The following is an 18,149-nucleotide window of genomic DNA, read 5'->3' as shown; positions in this document are numbered from 1 at the left end:
GCAAGACAGCGCCAATTCATGCTGGGCTTGTTAACCGGAACAACAATTTTTCTTAACGTGGCTGACAGTCTGGCAAGCAACTTGCTAACACAGCCACAAAGCTGATCGAGGAGTGATCAAATGTCTCATGCAAGCAAGCTTGGCCTTGGCCTGATCGCAGGCGCAGCCGCGCTCGCCATGGTTCCGCAGGCAGCCGAGGCGGGCACCGTAGTCGCCTCCAGCGGTCCCTCGGCGGAAACCTATCCCGTCGGCACGCAGATCGGCGATACCCAGCGTATCAGCCTGCGCGCAGGCGATTCGCTGACCGTGCTCGACGGCGGGCGCACCCGCGTGCTGGAAGGCCCGGGCAGCTTTATCCTCGCCCAGCGAGGCGCCTCGACCAGTGGCAACACCACGCTGGCCAACCTCACCCGCCGCCAGCGGGGCCAGGCCCGCGTGGCCAGTTCGCGTGGCCCGGAAGGCAGCGCAAGCGCCACCAACCCGAACATCTGGTACGTGGACGTGGCCGCCTCGGGCACGGTCTGCCTTGCCAGCACCGAGCGCCTGAACCTGTGGCGCGCCGACAGTTCGGCTGAAGCCATGTACACCATCGCTCCTGCGAGTGCGCCCGACGACGGTGTAACTGTCACCTTCCCCGCAGACGAAATGCTCGCGCGCTGGGATTCGGCGCTGCAACTGCGCGATGGCCATGCCTACACGATTGCGGGTGGGGGAAGTGAAACGCCCACACAGGTGACCTTCAGCCTGCTCGACGAAATGCCCACAGATGTGGAAGAGATGGCCCAGGCTTTCATTGCCCGCGGCTGTACGATTCAGCTGGGACAACTCGTTTCTGCGGCACAAAGTGAAAGCTGACTGTCGACCGCCGCTGCACAATGGGTTAGGATCCCTGGAGCGGTGAATCGGTAGCGGGGGCTACCGCGCGATTTGACTAAGGGGGGACACGCCATGGTTTCACGCGTGAGGAACGTCTTTGACGGCCTGCGCCATGCGCTTGCCCGCAATGCCGCCCGCGTGCTTCCTGCCCTTGGTATCGGCTCCGGCGCTGTCGCAGCGCTGGTGCTTGGCATGTCTGGCGGAGAGCCGGTGCAGGCACAGAATTCCTACAGCTTTACCGGTGTCGCCTCTTGCGCAGGCTCGACCTGCCATGGCCGCAGCGAAGGCAATGGCGCCGTGGTGCGGCAGGACGAGATCGCCACCTGGCAATCACCGTCTGCCGTTTCCGGCGCCCACAGCCGCGCCTACAATATCCTACAAGGGCGCCGGGGCCGCCAGATCGTCCGCACGCTGGGCTACAATGCGCAACAGGAAGCAGAGAACTGCTACGGCTGCCACGCCACCTTCGCGCCGGTCAGCCAGCGCGGTCCGCGGTTCCAGCTGGATGACGGCGTCGGCTGCGAAAGCTGCCACGGCGCCGCCGCCGGTTGGCTCGAATCGCACTACGAGGTGCAGGGCACCCACCCCAACAATGTCCGCAACGGCCTGACCCCGCTCGAACAGCCGCAGGCCCGCGCCCGCGTCTGCCTCGATTGCCACTACGGCAGCACCGATCGCGGCCAGTTCGTCACGCACTCGATGATGGCAGCGGGCCACCCGCGCATTACCTTCGAGCTCGACCTGTTCAGCTCGTTCCAGCAGCACCACGACGTCGATGACGACTATATCCAGCGCAAGGGCAACCCGGACTCGGTGCGCCTGTGGGCCGTGGGCCAGGCCGAAGCCGTCGCCCGTGCGACGGACCTCTTCGCCCGCCCCGAATACGGCACCGAAGGCGTGTTCCCGCAGCTGTATTTCTACGATTGCCATTCCTGCCACCGCCAGATCACCGACGGTGACGAGCGCCGCCTGACCTTCGAGACCAACCCGGGCCGCCCGATCACTTTCGGCCAGCCGCCGTTCAATGACGAGAACATCATCATGCTGGCGACCGTTTCCGACGCCCTGGCGCCAGCCCGCGCCGCCAGCTTCCGCGCGGCCGCCCGCGAGTTCCACGATGCGATGGACCAGGGCCGCGGCCCTGCCCAGCAAGCGGCCATTGCCCTGCGCACCGAGGCCCTGGCACTGTCCGACGCCCTCGCGGCGCGCGGCTATGGCGGGAACGACGGGTTTGCCGTGGTCGCCCAGATCGGCAGCGAGGCGACCAGCCCGCGCTTCACCGACTATGCCGGCTCCGTCCAGGCGGTGATGGCCGTCGACACCATGCTCAACGCCATGGTCAACGAAGGCCGCATCACCTTGGGGGCTGCAGCCGGTATCCGCACCAATATCAACCGTGCCTATGACGCGGTGAACAGCCCCACCAGCTATCGCCCGGCAGCCTTCCGTGCAGCCCTGGGTGAAGCCGTCAGCGCCATCAGGCGGCTGCGGTAAGGGGGCGTGGGGGTCATGCGCATCAGCAAGTCGGTTTCCCTGCTCGCAGCCAGCGCCCTGGTGCTGGCGAGCTGCGGTGGCGGCGGATCGAACAACAATGGCGGCGGGCCGGTGGCCACGCCTACGCCCACACCGACCACGGGCAGCAACCCCTTCCCCGCCCCGTCACAGGAATCGCTGACCACGAATGAAGTGGGCCAGATCCTGGCGCAGGCCGTGGCGGAGGCGCAGGCGCGCAACCTGCCGTCCATCATCACCGTGGTGGACCGCGTGGGCAACGTGCTGGCCGTGTTCGAGATGAACGGCGCCAATCCCACCGCCTTGGTCAGCCGCGAGCGCATCGGGGCAGACCTGCCCGCGCCCGACACTTTCGGCCTGCAAGGCGTCGACGTGCCCGCGCGGCTCGCCTCGATCTCCAAGGCCATAACCGGGGCATACCTGTCGAGTGGCGGCAATGCCTTCACCAGCCGCACCGCCAGCCAGATCGTGCAGGAGCACTTCCCGCCAGCGCCGACGACCGTGGGCCTCGAAAGCGGCCCGCTGTTCGGGGTGCAATTCAGCCAGCTGCCCTGTTCCGACCTTTCCGCCCGCTTCGGCGAAGGCCTGATCGGTCCCAAGCGCGCACCGCTGGGTCTGGCGGCAGACCCCGGCGGCATCCCGCTCTACAAGAACGGCGTGGTCGTCGGCGGCATCGGCGTGATGGGCGACGGGGACTACGGCTTCGATGCCAACATCCTCGATGTCGAAAACGACGCCGAGGAAGCCATCGCCATCGCCGGCGCGCAGGGCTTCATGGCGCCGACCGACATTCGCGCCAACCGCATCTTCGTGGACGGCACGGCGCTGCGATTTACCGACGTCTCGCCCGATCCGGGTGGCAGCGGCGGCAGCTTCGCCGCGATCAACGGTACGGCAGGCAACCTGCTGGAAGTGCCAGGCTATTATGACGGCACGGGCCTAAACCCCGGCGTAGCTTATGGAACGGCCGCTTCGGGCCTGCGCGCGGCAACCCCGGCAGAATTCCCGCTGACCGGCGCCTTCATCCTCGACGACGGCAACGGCAACCCGCGCTTCCCGATCCGCGGCGGCACCGACGCGGCCAGCGTGGCCCAGCCGCTGACCGAGGCCGAAGTTCGCGCCATCATGGAAGAGGCCTTCACCGTCCTTTCCCGCGCCCGCGCGCAGATCCGCCGCCCGCTCGACAGCCGCATGCAGGCCTCGATCAGCGTGGTCGACACGCACGGCGAGATCCTCGGCATCGTGCGCTCGGCAGACGGCCCGCTCTTCGGTATCGACGTGTCCCTGCAGAAGGCGCGCACGGCCACCTTCTTCTCCAACCCCGTCGCCGGGGCGCAATTGCTTGCAGCCGGTAACGACGTGGCTGCCTATGTTGCGCGGGTCCGCACCTTCCTGGACGATCCTGCAGCGCTGACCGGCACCCACGCCTTTGCCGACCGTTCGGGCGGCAACCTGTCGCGGCCCTACTTCCCCGATGGCGAAGTCGGCCGTCCGCCGGGCCCGCTTTCGGTGCAGGACAGCGACACCTTCAGCCCCTTCATGGTCGGCCTGCAGACCGACCTGGTGGCGGGCAACATCGTGCAGCACGTGGGCTTTACCGAAGGCAGCGGCGGCGACACTGCGCGCGGTTGCACCGGTGTCCCGGCATCGCCGTCCGGCCAGCCGCGGATCGCCAACGGCATCCAGATCTTCCCCGGCTCGGTGCCGATCTACCGCAACGGCGTGCTCGTCGGCGGCATCGGCGTTTCGGGCGACGGTATCGACCAGGACGACATGGTCAGTTTCCTCGGCTTGCACAACGCCAGCGTGCGGCTGGGTAACGGCGTGGGCAATGCCGATCCCGCCATCCGCGCGGACCGCATCGAGGTGAACGTCGGCGGGGCCATCGTGCGCCTGCGCTACGTCAACTGTCCTTTCGCGCCGTTCCTCGACGATCCTGCCCAGAACGTGTGCCAGGGGCTGTAGATGAGCACGGCGCTGCCCCTCCTGATGATGCTGAATGCGGGCCAGCCGCAGTTGGCACCGGTGCCGGAGATCGCGCTCAGCGCGGCCCCGCAGGTGGCGCCAGAGGTGCAGGAAGAGTTCGAGGCGGAATGCGTCAATCCCGCAGAAGGTCCGACGCCTGACCGTCCCGATGGTGGGCTTGGCACGCAGGAAGACCCGGCCGATCCGGTCGAGGACTGCATCATCGATGGCCGCCGCCGTCCGGGCTACACTGGCGAGCTGCCCGATCCGGTCACCCAGGTAAACGACGGCGCGGTGCGCGCGCCGCCGCCGCAGGCCTTCCCGCTGATCGAGAACCAGATCCCGATTCCCGACCGCTGGCGCCTGATGCAGACGCTGGCGCCAGTCATCGGCCCCGGCGTCGATGCCGTGATCAATCCCGGCGATTTCGACCCCTATCACCAGAACACCTACAAGGGTGACCGCCCGATCTGCGTCAATTCGCCAGAAGAGCGCGAGGAACGCGCGCACCTGCGGCACGAGGCGGAAGAAGCAGAGCGTCACGCCGCCGAAGCCGAAGGCCGCGAATACGATCCCGACCGGGTGGTCTACCCCGTCGGCAGCGCGCGCTGCCTGACGCCCAGCTTCCTCGGCCTGGATCCGGATCACTGGTTCTTCGTCGTCAACGCCATTTCCGACACCGTGATCGAACCGCGCACCTTCCCGATTCCGGTGGGTGTGCAGACCACCGAGGACCCGGACCGTCTCGACGTGTTCGGCAACGACTTCTCGCCGGTCTTCTCGCAGACCTTCATCGGCGGCTTCGCCCTGATCCGCGGCTCGACCGCCTACAAGCCGCCGTCGGTCGAATACCGCGTCACGCTGGCCTACAACATGAACTACGTCGACGTGCCCGAACGGCGCGTGCTGTTGGTGGAACCGACCCGCGATTCCAACCGCTTCGACGACTTCCTCGGCGTGCAGGAAGCCTTCGTCGACTACCACCTCAGCCAGTACGACAACTCGCGCTATGACTTCATCTCGATCCGCGCGGGCATCCAGCCGTTCCAGAGCGATTTCCGCGGCTTTCTGTTCAACGACAGCCAGCTGGGCATTCGCCTGTTCGGCAACCGCGACAACAACCGCTTCCAGTTCAACCTCGGCGCCTTCTGGCGGCTTGAGAAGGACACCAACTCCGGCCTCAACGACGTTACCCAGACCCCGCGCAGTGACTGGGTCTTCGTCGCCAATGCCTATCGCCAGGACTTCCTGATCCCGGCGCTCACCAGCCAGTTCACGCTGGTCTACAACATGAACCGCGAAAGCGACGATGTTGAGATCGACGACAACGGCTTCCCCGTGCGCCCGGCCCTGCTCGGCAGCTTGCGCGGTCGCGACTACGACGTGTTCTACGTAGGCTACAATGCCGACGGCCGCATCGGCCGCATCAACATGACCACCAGCATCTACGGTGCCTTCGGCGAAGACCGGAACAGCTTCTTCACCGACCAGCCCGCCGATATCCGCGCCTTCTTCGCCGCGACCGAGCTCAGCTACGACCGCGACTGGATGCGCTTCCGCCTGTCGGGCCTCTTTGCCAGCGGCGATTCCGATCCGTTCGACAATGTCGAGGGCGGGTTCGACGCGATCTTCGAGAACCCGGTCTTCGCCGGTGCCGACACCAGCTACTGGATCCGCCAGACCATCCCCTTTGCCGGTGGTGGCCGCGTGATCTCCATCAACGGTCGCAACGGCATCCTCAACTCGCTGCGCTCGTCCAAGGAACAGGGCCAGTCGAACTTCAACAATCCCGGCCTGATCCTGGCGGGTTTGGGCGCGGACTTCGATCTGTCGCCGGAAGTGCGCGTGTCGGCCAATGCCAACCACCTGTGGTTCGAGGACACCGCCGTGCTGGAAGCGCTGCGGGTCGAAGGCTCGATCCCCGAGGATATCGGCTTCGACATCTCCGCCTCGGCGATCTGGCGACCCAATGCCAACCAGAACCTGGTTTTCCGCCTCTCCGCTGCCGCGCTGGTGGCGGGTGACGGTTTCCAGGACCTGTTCGAAAACCGGGGACGGGACCGCGTGTACTACTCCATCCTCGCCAATGCGGTGCTGACCTACTGATGCTGAAACGACTTTCTCCTCGTCACGTCGTCCCGGCAGTCTTCGCCGCAGGCGCTGCCATGCTGGGCACCGGCTCGCTGCTGGCAGCCGGTGGCTCGACCGCGGTCTACCGCGATTACGAGGCCATGGGCGTGATCGCTCCGCCCGCACCGCAGAACCAGACCTGGGGCCAGGCGGTGGAGAAGAGCGCCGGTTGCGTCTCCTGCCACACGCAGTCCGATGCCGAAGTCGAGATCACCTACGACATGTCGGAACTGCGCGCGGAAACCCGCGCCGTCCTCTCGCAGCGCGCAGAACACCTCGGCCCGCTCGCCAATCTCGGAACCATGCACGCATCGGATGCCGTGGTGCTGGGCTGCACCGACTGCCACGGCGGCAATGCCGATGTCGTCGGCAATCCGGAGCTTGGCTTCGAGCACGCCGACTACATCACCGCGCGCGAGCAGGCCCACGTCCTGCCGACCTATCCGGATGACTGGCACTATCCCGCCTCGGCCAACCCGGAACGGTCCTACACCCTGTTGAACCGCGAAGACCCGGTCTTCATCCGCTTCAACAACCCGTCGGACTACCGCGTGGCGCGCGATGCCTGCGGATCGTGCCATATCCAGGTGATCGAGGCTGCCGAACGCTCGCTGATGGCGACCGGCGCCATGCTGTGGGGCGGCGCGGCCTACAACAACGGCATCCTGCCGTTCAAGAACTACGCCCTGGGCGAAGCCTATACCGCCGATGGCGAACCCGCCTTCATCCAGAGCCCCGGCTCGCCTCCCGGCACGGTCACCGATGAAGAAGCCGCACGCGGCGCTCTGGCGGCGCTCTACCCGCTGCCGACCTGGCAAGTCGTGCCTCCGGGCGACATCTTCCGCGTGTTCGAACGCGGCGGCCGCACGATCAACTCCCAGTTCCCCGAAATCGGTATCCCCAACCCGACCGGCCAGATCCAGCGGCTGGAAGAACCGGGCCGTCCGGACCTGCGCCAGTCGAACCGCGGCCCCGGCACCGGCCTGCGCGCCGCGATTCCGGTGCTCAACATCCACAAGACGCGCCTCAACGACCCGTTCACCTGGTTCATGGGCACGAATGACCAGCCGGGCGACTATCGCCATTCGGGCTGTTCCAGCTGCCACGTGGTCTATGCCAACGATCGCGAGGAACGCCACTCGCTGAACTATGCCCAGTTCGGCCGCGACGGGCAGACCGTCACCAACGATCCCGCGATCAACCGCCAGGTGCCCCGTTCGCACGGGGACGACCACGGTGATGATCACGGCATGGCCGCTGGCGGCCACGGCGGGCTGATCCAACCCGGAGATGGCGAACACCACGGCGATGACGACGGCCACGGCTTTGGTCGTGCCGCCGCCTATGGCCCCGAAGTGCCGCTGGAAGACCGCGAGCGCGGCCACCCGCTGCGCCACACCTTCACCCGCGCCATCCCGACCGCGCAGTGCATGAACTGTCACATGCACCAGCCCAACATCTTCCTGAACTCGTTCCTCGGCTACACCATGTGGGATTACGAGAGCGACGCGCCCTTCATGTGGCCGGGACCGGAAAACCGCACCCCGCGCCCTCACGGCATGAGCGACGAGGAATACCGCGAGACGTTCCTCGAGCAGCGTTACCTGACCGCCGAGGAGATCCTCGAGGTACTGGAACGCAATCCCGAAGGCGCCAGCCCGCGCGGCCTGTGGGCGGACGTGGAATTCCTGCGCAACGTCTACGACCTCAATTCCGAGCTCGAGCATACGCAGTTCGCCGACTACCACGGCCACGGCTGGAACTTCCGTGCCGTGTTCCGGCGCGACCGCGAAGGCAACCTCGTCGATGCCGAGGGCGAAATCATCCGTCCGTCGCAGGAAGGCGACACCCCGGAAGAGGCCGCCTACCATGACGAACGCTGGCGCCAGCGTTTCCGCCGCGACGACGAGGAAGACTTCGTGCCGGTCGAGCGCGATCCGGCCGAGAACGGCACCAACAACCCCGGCGTGGCCGTACACATGGTGTCGATCCATGCCGAGAACGGCATGCAGTGTGCCGACTGCCACTATGCGCAGGACAGCCACGGCAACGGCCTGATCTACGGCGAAGTCGCCAATGCCATCGAGATCGGCTGCAAGGACTGCCACGGCACGGCAGACGCCTATCCCACCCTGCGCACCTCCGGTCCCGCAGCCCCTCCGGGCGGGCACGACCTGTCGCTGCTGCGCAACCCCGACGGTCGCCGCCGTTTCGAATGGGTCGAGAACGACGACACCGGCGAGCGCACGCTGATCCAGCGTTCGATCATCGATCCCGAGCTGACCTGGGAAGTCAGCCTGGTGCGCGACAGCGTCGATCCGGCCTCGCCCGACTTCAACTCCCAGTCCGCCCGCGCCAAGCTGATGAGCCGCGATACCGAGACCTTCGGCTTCGGCCCCGGCGTGCCGGTAGAAGACCGCGCCCACGGCGAAACCGAGATGGCCTGCTTCACCTGCCACCTCTCGTGGACCACCAGCTGTGGCGGCTGCCACCTGCCGATCGAGGCCAACTGGCGCACCGAAATGCACCGTTACGAGGGGGAAACCACCCGTAACTTCGCCACCTACAACCCGCAGGTCGCGCGCGACCAGATGTTCCAGCTGGGCATCCACCAGACCACCAAGGGCAACCAGATCGCGCCGATCCGTTCGACCTCGGCGCTGGTGCTCTCCTCGACCAACATCAACCGCGAACGTATCTACGTGCAGCAGCCGCCGATCAGCGCGGCAGGCTATTCGTCGCAGGCCTTCGCCCCGCACTTCCCGCACACCGTGCGCCTGACCGAGACCAAGACCTGTAGCGACTGCCACCTGTCCGAGACGGAAGACAACAACGCCATCATGGCGCAGCTGCTGCTGCAGGGTACCAACTTCGTGAACTTCGTGGGCCTCAACGCCTGGACCGGCCTCGAGGGCGGCTTCCAGGCCACGCGCGTCACCGAATGGGACGAGCCGCAGGCCGTGATCGGGTCCTACCTGCACCGCTACGCCTATCCCGACTACTGGCGCATGCACGTGGAGGATAACGACCGCGAGCTGATCAACTGGACGCGCGGGCAGGCCTTTGACGAGAACCTCTCGGGCGAAACCCACGCCATGGAAGAGTTCGCCAACGTGGTGGAAGGCACCCGCGACGCGGTCCGCTGCCTGCAGATGCGCGGAGAGTACATGTTCGTCGCCGAAGGCCGCGGCGGCTTCCGCGTCTATGACATCGCCTCGATCGCCAACAAGGGCTTCTCCGAACGCATCGTCACCGCGCCGTTCAGCCCGCTGAGCCACGACAGCCATGTCGATACCGAGAACGCCACCTGCATGGCGATCCCGACCAACCAGGCAATCGCGCCGACGCGCAACACGGCGGAAATCCGCGCCGCGAACCAGGAACAGGGCTTCAGCCCGATCTACTCCTACGCCTTCGTGACCGACTCCGAAGAAGGCCTGATCGCGGTCAACGTGAACACCCTCGCTGACGGCGAGCTGCGCAACAACGACCTGGAGCGCACCTTTACCTTCAACCCGGACGGCCAGCTGAGCGGCGCCCGCCACATAACGCTGGCGGGTGACTTCGCCTATATCACCACCGACCGCGGCCTGGCCGTGGTGCACCTGGTGCATGACGATCCCAAGCCCGGCCATGAGTGGAACGGCGATCCGGCCTCGCCCGACAACCCGCACTACCGTGACCAGGCCAGCGTCTGCGACGTCACGGCAGAGAACCCCTGCCTCGAACCGCACCTGACCGCCTTCATCCCGATGGACGATCCGCGCGCTTCGGCCTTGCAGTTCCGCTTCCTCTGGGTGAGCGATGCCGACGGGGTGAAGCTGTTCGACGTGACGCGCATGCACGCCCCGGTCGCACGGCCCGAAGGCACCATCGAACTGGCCGATGCCCGCCGCATGTATATCGCGCGCACCTACCTCTACATCGCCGGCAAGCAGGACGGCCTCGTGATCGCCAACGTCACCAGCCCGCTGGCCCCGACGATCTACCTGCGCGAGACCTTTGGCGGCCTGATGAACGACGTGGAAGACGTGGTGGTAGGCTCCACCAATGCCACCCTGTTTGCCTATGTCGCGGACGGTGTGAACGGCATGAAGGTGATCCAGCTGACCAGTCCGGACAGCCAGCGCAACTTCTACGGCTTCAGCCCCGCGCCGGTGCCCGAACTGATCGCCTGGGCCACAACGCCCACGCCTGCCATCGCCATGTCCAAGGGTCTCGACCGTGATCGCGGTGTCGACGAGACCGGCGGCCAGATGGCCGTCTTCGGCCGCCTCGGCAGCCGCCCGTTCAACCGCGTGGAGATGGAACGCCTGTTCCTCGACGAGAACCACCAGCCGTGGTTCGTCTCCGACGAGGCCGACATGAACGCGTGGATCCCGGGGACGGGTCCGGTGATGGAACGGCGCCGCCCAGGGCAGTAGGTCTTGGACGCAGAGACGCCGCTACGCACGGCAGTGCCAGCAAAGTCTGGATTTGGTTGGGGCTGCGCTGGCGCGGCCTAGAGCACTACGCTCGCCTTCTCGTCTTCCATGTGCTTGATCATCGGCTGCAGGTGCGGGCCGTAGTAGGCGATCACTTCCCAGTCGCTGACGCGTTCGTAATGGCTGACGAAGTCCTTTCCGTCCCACCGGTGCAGCGCATAGGTGGGCGGTTCGGTGGTGATCAGCGCGCGCGCATCGGGCTTCTTGCTGCTGATCGGGCGCAGGTCCATCGACACCAGCGGTGCCACCGAGGGCGTGACGCTGACCGGGATGCCGCAGAAGCTGGCGTTGAACTGGCGGTGCAGGTGTCCGCAGTGGATCGACTGCACACGCGTTTCGTGGCCTGAAAGGCCCGCGGCGAAGTTCGCCATCCACGGGTCTTCCGGGTTGGGGTCCATCCACTCGATGCCGGAAACGGCCGGGGGATGGTGCATGAAGATCACCACGGGCAGGTCCGGGTGCGCGGCCAGCGTGGCTGCCAGCCAGTCCCGCCGTTTCTCGCAGAAGGCCCCGCCGTGGAGCTCCGGGTCCATGGTATCGAGCAGGACGACCAGCAGGCCCTCCTGCACCCAGGCACTCTGCACGAAGCCGTCCGCGCACGTTTCCGTTTCGGGGAAAGCGCCCAGCAAGCCTTCGCGACTGTCGTGGTTGCCCATCATTACCTTGATCGGCATGTCGAGGTCGGTCAGCAGTTCGGCAGTCTTGGTGAAGCTCTCGGCATCGCCACGGTCCGTGATGTCCCCGGTCAGCAACAGCAAGTCGATCGGGTTGGGCTGCTTCTGGATCCGTTCCAGCACGGCGCGGAAGCGCGTGCGGTTGAGTTCCTCGGGGCGTGCCTCCGGCTCGAACCCGATATGAATATCGGTCATTTGCGCGATCAGCATTGGATAATACCCTCCAGCCCGGACACCTTTGCGTGCCCCGTCACTGCTCGTCCTCTCGTCGGCGCGTCAGTGAAGCGATGCGACGCGGCGCAGAATCCGCACTCGCTGGCGGGTGATAGGAGTGGCACATGGCGCAGGTCGACGGCACTTCGGCCTCGACCGCGTCTTCACCCATGTGACAATCGCGGCAGGATGCCAGGTCCGGCATCAGCAGGTCGTTCGCTGACGAGGAGGTATCCGCCTCGTGGCAGCTGGCGCAGGCTTCCGCCTCGGTGCTGGCGCCCATGGCATTGGTGCCGTGCGCCGAGTGATCGAACCAGCCGTGCATGAAATAGCGATCGCGCTGCGTCACCGGCACAACGGAGAGTTCAGGCCCGTCGCCCGGATAGTGGCACTCACCGCACAGGGCTTCGTCAGCGAAGTCTGCGCGCGTCAGGCGGGTGTTCAGGATGCGACCGAAATTGCCGTAGTAAATGCCGCCGGGCGCAAAGGGGCCGGGGCGGCGCCGACCTGACGAGACCGGGCTGCGCGGGCTGCGATCATTGGCCATCAGGTCTGCCTGGGCCTGCTCGATGTCGCCATGGCTGAGCGAGCGGAAGGTAGAGCCGACGCGGTCGTAGACCAGGCTATGGCAGTCTTCGCAGCTGTCTTCCATCTCCACCGGCAGGAAGCGCACGCCATCAGCCGTGGTCTGGTGACAATCGTCGCATTCCAGCGTGCCGCTTTCCCCGGCCATGCGCAACCGCATGGCCATGCGTGCCACGCCGTTAGTGTCCGACAGGTGCATGTCATGCGGGAACTTCACGCCGTTGAAGTCCTCGGTGACATTGTCGAGCGAGAGGCGGATCTCTTCCGCGCCGCGCGCCGGGTGGACCAGCGTCTGGAACTGCGGGTGATCGGTGCCGAAGTCGGCAGCATTGCCCAGTGCGGTGTCAGTCAGGCGCACGTCCAGCGTGGCGTGACAGTCAGAGCAGAACTGCTGGCTGGTCGGCTCCATTTCGCCCGCACCCTCGTGCTCGGTATGGCAGTCGGTGCAGGCCGCCGGGCCGGGCTTGCCGAACGCATGGGCCACGGACCACAGGAAGGCTTCGCCGCCGGAGAACTCGGGCATGCCGCGACGCTGGCGATCGAGGTCGGCATGGTCGCCCAGCTGGTTGTGGCAGGTCTGGCAAGTCTCGTCGCGCACGGCCACGAAGGGCTCCACGTGACAGGCCTCGCAGTTGTCTTCCAGTCCGTGGTGGACCGAGGACAGGGCGCCGGTTGACCAACTTGCATCCATGACAACGACTCCTTCCGAATCGATGTCCGGTTCTGCCACACGATCGCGGGTCACATGTGTGATGACCGGCACAGCCAGGAAGGCAATCAGGATGGCAAGGAGCGTGCCCCAGGCCACGAGTCGGCGGCTGGGCAGGACGCTGGCAACGCCGAAACCGGCCAGCTGGTCGCGCGCTTCGCCTTCGTCGGCGGCCTTCCGGCGGATGGTGACGACGACGCCGTCGCCCTCCCCTGCGCCGAATTCCAGCCGGAAACTGCCCACGCCCAGTTCACCGCCACGCGACGGATCAATGGCGGCCGACATGGTGTTGACCCCATCATGGGTGAAGCCCAGCGTGCCGACCGCCTTGGCGTGCAGCGTGCCGGTAGCATCCTGCGTAATCGTCAGGTGCCACTGTTCCACCGCCAGGTCCGGCAGCGGAATGGCGTTCTCGGTGGAACGGCCAACAGATACCGTATCGGTCGAGACTTCGCGCTCGCGCACGATTTCGCGGCCCGTGGCGGTGAGCTGGATGCTGCGGATCAGGATGTCCATCGCGCCTGTCCCCTCACCAGTAATAGAAAACGCTGATGATGTGCGCGGTCAGCGCTGCAAGCAGCGCAATGGTGACCGGCACATGCACGTAAAGCCAGATATCGAGCAACGCACGCAGCTTCATCTGGCGACGGATCTGGTCAAGCTGGGCGCGGCGCTTGCGCAGCAGCTTCACCACCTTGTCGGTTTCTTCGTCATGGACCGCACCTTCGCCGAAGGCCTTCAGCGCCGCCGTGGTGCGGCACTTGCGGTAGTTGCCCGACAGGCGCGTAACGATGCCGAAGGCGAAGGGGTCCTGCTCCAGCGCGGCGATCACGAGGTCGCTTTCGGCGCGGCCCAGCGGCTGCGAGGCATTGTCGAGCTGGCGGTCGATCGCGGCCAGGGCATCGAGCATTTCGCCCTTGGTCATCTCGCGCCGGTTGGCGCTGATCTTCTCCGGCAGCATGGCGTAGACGACGATGCCGTAGATGCCCGAAACGATCACCAGGATCATCAGCGCCCAGGCCAGGGTGTGCACGTTCCAGCCAAGCTGGAAGCCGGTGTGCATTGTACCGATCACGATCAGCGCCAGCCCCAGATAGACATGGGCGCTGGTCCAGGCCTTGAGACTCCACTTGCCCTCGGTCATGCGGCGCTTGCGGATGCCCAGCAGGGCCAGCCAGACGATCAGGCCCGCGCCGATGGTGCCCAGCGTATAGCCGTACCACGTGCCGCCGTTGTGCCGCGGTTCGACATCGATCAGCAGGTAGCTGACGATCACCACCAGGCTCAGCACAGTTGCCACCTTCAGCCAACGCCAGCGGCGGTGCCGCAGGAAACTGATGTGGTCGGAATCGCGGCGCTCTTCGTCGGCAGCGAACTTGGTCTGCGAAGCCGAGGCCATTATTCGACATCCTCGGTCAGCTTGGTGAAGGTGAGGAACTTGTCCGGCGAAACGCGGATCGCCGCGCCGGTCGGGCAGGCGCGCACGCATGCCGGGCCACCCTTGATGCCCTTGCACATGTCGCACTTGATTGCCTGCTTGGGCGGTTCACCTTCGGTGTGCTTCTTGCGCCACGAATAGCTCGCTTCGCCCGGCCCCGGTCCGCGCCCGAACAGCAGCCATTGCATCAGGCTGGGCTTCTTCGGCGGCTTGGCATCCATCCGGATCACGCCGTAAGGGCAATTGCGCTGGCAGTTGCCGCAGCCGATGCAGGTATCGTCGATGAAGACCTCGCCATCAGGTCCGCGCTGGATGGCGTTGGGCGGACAGTCGGCCATGCAGTGCGGGTGCTCGCAGTGGCGGCACGAGGTCGGCACGTGCAGGTTGGCATAGCTGCGTCCGGCCTCGCGATCGAGCCGTGACAGGCCTTCGTGGCTATCGGCGCAAGCACGTTCGCAATTGTCACAGGCGACGCACAGCCGCTCGTCGATCAGCAACACGTCGGTCGCTTCGCCAATCCCCTCGTCGACGAGGAACTGTGCGGTTTCGGAATACATGTCTGCCGCCGACCCGAAGCTGTCCTTGCGCGCTTCGATGAACGCGTTGACCTCGCGGCGGCCCTGCATCTCGTTGAGCAGCTTCTGCCGCAGCGCCGGATTGGCATCGAGCACGCGGTTGAAGGCCTCCCCCGGGAAGCGCACGACCTCGGCCTTGATCGCAGCCTTCACCGTGGCGGTGCGCTTGGACCCGTCGATCACCGCCATTTCGCCAACGTAGGAGCCGGCGGGGAGGTAAGACAGGAACACCGGATGGCCGCCGATCTGCTTCTCCACGATCATCGACCCGCGGCGGATGATGTAGATGTCCTTGTCGTCCGCGCCTTCCTCGATCAGCACCTTGCCGGCGGATATGTTCATCACTTCGCCGGTTTCCACCAGCTCGGCGACGTCTTCCTTGGTGAGGCCGGAACGGAACATCTGCAGCAGCTGGCGCTCGACAGTGATGCGGTTCACCGCACGACCGGCACTGGGCACGGTGGCGATCAGCTTCAGCGCAGCGGTACGCGACAGTTCGACCACTACCAGCGGCTCTGCCGCGCGAATGGTTGCACCGCGACGGCGACCGGAGATCAGCCCGACTTCGCCGAAAATCGAACCCTGCTCGATCGGCACGGTGACGGAAGGATCGTCCGGATTGACCTCCACCAGCACAGACCCTTCGGCGATGGCGAACATCGACGAACCCGGCTCGTTGCGGGTGAACACCACTTCGCCCTCGTTGAAATAGCGCACGTCCGAATCGAGCATCAGCTCGCGCATTTGCAGCGGCGACAGCTCTTCGAAGATGACGACGTTCTGGCCGAACACCTCGAGCCAGTCCTCCACCGAACGGTTGCCCGGCAGGCCGGCGAGCTTGGCTTCGAGGATGGGTTGGTCGGCGGGCTTGAGCTCGGTGTTCCCGGAAAGGAACTCGATCACGTCATAGCCCTGGTTCATGCAGTGCTTGATCAGCGGATAGCCGGCCAGCGCCCCGATCACGAAGACGCCGTTCTTGGTCGATTCGAAGCTGGGCGTCAGTGAAGGGAAGGCGTCGCGTTCCTCGCTGGTGAAGTCGACGCCGATGCCTTCGACGAAGCCGCGCGGCGGCTTCGAGCCTGTTCGCGCGATGATCCGGTCGCAGCGGATGGTTTCCTGCCCATCGCGGGTGTTGAGCACCAGTTCGCCGTGCCCGTCGCCCATGCGCACTTCGGCAGGTTCGGTCTCGCGGCGGACGATCAGGCGGCCATCGGCCTCGGCTTCTTCCAGCAGCTTGACGTTGGCGCCCTTGGCACGGGCAAAGTCGGCGCTGCGGTTGAGGATTGTTACCACGTTCGCCTGCGCCGCGTCCTGCCCCAGGCCCAGTGCGTTCTCGATCCCCGCGTCACCCGAACCGATGACGGTGATGTGTTCGTCGTAATATTCGCCGGGATCGTCGAGCTGGTACTGGATCAGCGGCAGGTCCGCGCCCGGAATGCGCAGCAGGTTCGGGTTCCCCTGCGTGCCGATGGCAAGGATCACGGCTTCGGCAGTAATCGGCCCCCCGCTCTTGCACTCGATCGTGAAGTTGCCCTTCTCGCCGGTGATCGCGGTGACTTCGGCATTGTAGAGGACATTGACCTTGCCCTCTTCGATCTGGCGGTCCCAAGTGTCGAGGATAGCCTCGCGCTTGCCCGCGTCGAAATCGAGGTCCGAGCGCAGCACCAGGTTGTTGGGCGTCGCCATAACGTGCTTGCCCTTCTGGTACTTGAATATCGTGTCGCTGAGGTGATCGGTCTTTTCGATCAGGACATGGGTCATGCCCTTGGCCGCCGCATGAGCAGCTGCGCTGAGGCCCGCTGGACCTGATCCCACAATCGCAACTTGAACCTGCTGTGGTCCCTGAGCCATGCTAATCCCCCCGGATGGCCGGACTATGCCCAAAACCTAGCCAGTTGCAAACAGCCGATCACGGTTGCCGCGACATTTTCTTGCGCTATTCTCGATTTTTCCGGCGAAGGGGGCCGCAAAGCGTATGGGCATAAACGGATTGAAGCGCGGCAATATCGCCGCAATGGCAGCACTGGCGGCCCTTGCAGGGGTCGTCGGCTGGCGCGTCATGGCCAATGGCACCGAACCCGGCGCCGACAGCGAAGTCGCCGACAGTGGCATGTCGACCCCGCTCACGCTGGAGCAGATGGCCGATGCGGCCGAGGCTGACCCGGACAACCCGGTAGCGTGGCAGGAGCTGGGCCTCGCCTATTTCTACGACAACCGCTTTTCCGAGGCGGCAGAGGCCTATGCCCGCGCCGTCGAAGCGGACCCAGACAGCGCGGTGCTGTGGTCCTCGCTGGGCGAAGCGCAGGTCATGGCCAGCGAGGACGAGCCGCTGCCCGGCCCCGCACTGGAAGCCTTCCGCCGGGCGCTATCGCTGGACCAGTCCGACCCGCGGGCGCGCTATTTCCTTGCCGTGGAGAAGGACCTCGACGGGAACCACGAAGGTGCCATCAGCGACTGGCTGGCCCTGCTGGCAGACACCCCGCCGGGCGCCCCGTGGGAAATGAATGTCATCAGCACCATCCGGCAAGTAGGCGCGATCAACGAGATCGACGTCGAAGACCGGATCGCCAGCGCCGCCTCGACCCGCGACTTGTTGCCGTCCAACGCCCTGCCAGCCACGCGCGGTCCGACCGAACAACAGATGGCCGCCGCCGCCAGCCTCTCGCCCGACCAGCAGCAGTCGATGGCCCAGGGCATGGTCCAGCAGCTTGCCACGCGCATCGAGGCAGAAGGGGGCAGCGTGGACGAATGGATCATGCTGATGCGCAGCTACCAGAACATGGGCCGACTGGGCGAAGCCCGCCGGACGATGGAACGCGCTTTGGCAGCGCACCCCGATTCTGTGACGCAGATCACCGACGCGGCAACGCAACTGGGCGTAAGCGGCACTAACTGAGAAAAGATCGCAACAGCGTAGACTTGCTGTCGCAATATCGGCATAGTTTTATGAAATATCGCGTCGAACCGTTCCGGGGGGTTGAAGGGAAG

10 protein-coding genes are annotated in these 18,149 nt (G+C 65.7%); 6 read left to right on the top strand and 4 right to left on the bottom strand.

The features are described 5' to 3' along the window. Positions 1 to 120: 120 nt before the first annotated feature. The 5 genes from AAEO60_RS00385 (at position 121) to AAEO60_RS00365 (ending at position 10,907) form a co-directional block, all read left to right on the top strand. Entirely contained in the window at positions 121 to 855 is a 735-nt protein-coding gene (locus tag AAEO60_RS00385) for a hypothetical protein (RefSeq protein ID WP_341671661.1), read from the top strand. Positions 856 to 960: 105 nt separating this feature from the next. Beyond that, a complete protein-coding gene (locus AAEO60_RS00380; RefSeq protein ID WP_341671660.1) occupies positions 961 to 2,370 on the top strand; it encodes a multiheme c-type cytochrome in 1,410 nt (469 codons plus the stop codon). Between the two features lie 15 nt (positions 2,371 to 2,385). Then, on the top strand, positions 2,386 to 4,353 hold the full coding sequence (locus AAEO60_RS00375) for a heme-binding protein (RefSeq protein ID WP_341671659.1): 1,968 nt from the start codon (positions 2,386 to 2,388) through the stop codon (positions 4,351 to 4,353). Continuing rightward, positions 4,354 to 6,459: a hypothetical protein gene (locus AAEO60_RS00370; protein ID WP_341671658.1), complete on the top strand. Its 2,106-nt coding sequence runs from the start codon at positions 4,354 to 4,356 to the stop codon at positions 6,457 to 6,459. After that, positions 6,459 to 10,907, top strand: a complete 4,449-nt coding sequence (locus AAEO60_RS00365; RefSeq protein ID WP_341671657.1) for an LVIVD repeat-containing protein — start codon at positions 6,459 to 6,461, stop codon at positions 10,905 to 10,907. Before AAEO60_RS00370 ends, AAEO60_RS00365 begins: the two co-directional genes overlap by 1 nt. 77 nt (positions 10,908 to 10,984) lie before the next feature. On the opposite strand, the gene AAEO60_RS00360 is transcribed toward AAEO60_RS00365, so the two are convergent. The 4 genes from AAEO60_RS00360 to AAEO60_RS00345 are packed head-to-tail and all read right to left on the bottom strand — an operon-like array spanning position 10,985 to position 17,012. After that, entirely contained in the window at positions 10,985 to 11,851 is an 867-nt protein-coding gene (locus AAEO60_RS00360; RefSeq protein ID WP_341671656.1) for a phosphodiesterase, read from the bottom strand. A 40-nt stretch (positions 11,852 to 11,891) separates the two neighbouring features. Continuing rightward, positions 11,892 to 13,664 (bottom strand): cytochrome c3 family protein, encoded by a 1,773-nt coding sequence (locus AAEO60_RS00355; protein WP_341671654.1) that lies wholly within the window; start codon positions 13,662 to 13,664, stop codon positions 11,892 to 11,894. Positions 13,665 to 13,677: 13 nt separating this feature from the next. Next, positions 13,678 to 14,547, bottom strand: a complete 870-nt coding sequence (locus AAEO60_RS00350; RefSeq protein ID WP_341671653.1) for a hypothetical protein — start codon at positions 14,545 to 14,547, stop codon at positions 13,678 to 13,680. Further along, positions 14,547 to 17,012 (bottom strand): NAD(P)-binding domain-containing protein, encoded by a 2,466-nt coding sequence (locus tag AAEO60_RS00345; protein ID WP_341671652.1) that lies wholly within the window; start codon positions 17,010 to 17,012, stop codon positions 14,547 to 14,549. Before AAEO60_RS00345 ends, AAEO60_RS00350 begins: the two co-directional genes overlap by 1 nt. Positions 17,013 to 17,175: 163 nt before the next feature. Here AAEO60_RS00345 and AAEO60_RS00340 point away from each other — a divergent pair, with 163 nt between their 5' ends. Beyond that, a complete protein-coding gene (locus tag AAEO60_RS00340) occupies positions 17,176 to 18,057 on the top strand; it encodes a tetratricopeptide repeat protein (RefSeq protein WP_341671651.1) in 882 nt (293 codons plus the stop codon). Positions 18,058 to 18,149: the final 92 nt, after the last annotated feature.

Source organism: Aurantiacibacter gilvus (assembly GCF_038289935.1).
Taxonomy (GTDB): domain Bacteria; phylum Pseudomonadota; class Alphaproteobacteria; order Sphingomonadales; family Sphingomonadaceae; genus Alteraurantiacibacter; species Alteraurantiacibacter gilvus.
This window is presented reverse-complemented; position numbering and strand designations above follow the sequence as displayed.

Excerpts from the sequence above, each read along its gene's own strand:
- AAEO60_RS00355 (WP_341671654.1), bottom strand. The coding sequence starts at position 13,664 with ATGGACATCCTGATCCGCAGCATCCAGCTCACCGCCACGGGCCGCGAA.
- AAEO60_RS00370 (WP_341671658.1), top strand. The coding sequence starts at position 4,354 with ATGAGCACGGCGCTGCCCCTCCTGATGATGCTGAATGCGGGCCAGCCG.
- AAEO60_RS00360 (WP_341671656.1), bottom strand. The coding sequence starts at position 11,851 with ATGCTGATCGCGCAAATGACCGATATTCATATCGGGTTCGAGCCGGAG.
- AAEO60_RS00350 (WP_341671653.1), bottom strand. The coding sequence starts at position 14,547 with ATGGCCTCGGCTTCGCAGACCAAGTTCGCTGCCGACGAAGAGCGCCGC.
- AAEO60_RS00375 (WP_341671659.1), top strand. The coding sequence starts at position 2,386 with ATGCGCATCAGCAAGTCGGTTTCCCTGCTCGCAGCCAGCGCCCTGGTG.
- AAEO60_RS00365 (WP_341671657.1), top strand. The coding sequence starts at position 6,459 with ATGCTGAAACGACTTTCTCCTCGTCACGTCGTCCCGGCAGTCTTCGCC.
- AAEO60_RS00385 (WP_341671661.1), top strand. The coding sequence starts at position 121 with ATGTCTCATGCAAGCAAGCTTGGCCTTGGCCTGATCGCAGGCGCAGCC.
- AAEO60_RS00345 (WP_341671652.1), bottom strand. The coding sequence starts at position 17,012 with ATGGCTCAGGGACCACAGCAGGTTCAAGTTGCGATTGTGGGATCAGGT.
- AAEO60_RS00340 (WP_341671651.1), top strand. The coding sequence starts at position 17,176 with ATGGCAGCACTGGCGGCCCTTGCAGGGGTCGTCGGCTGGCGCGTCATG.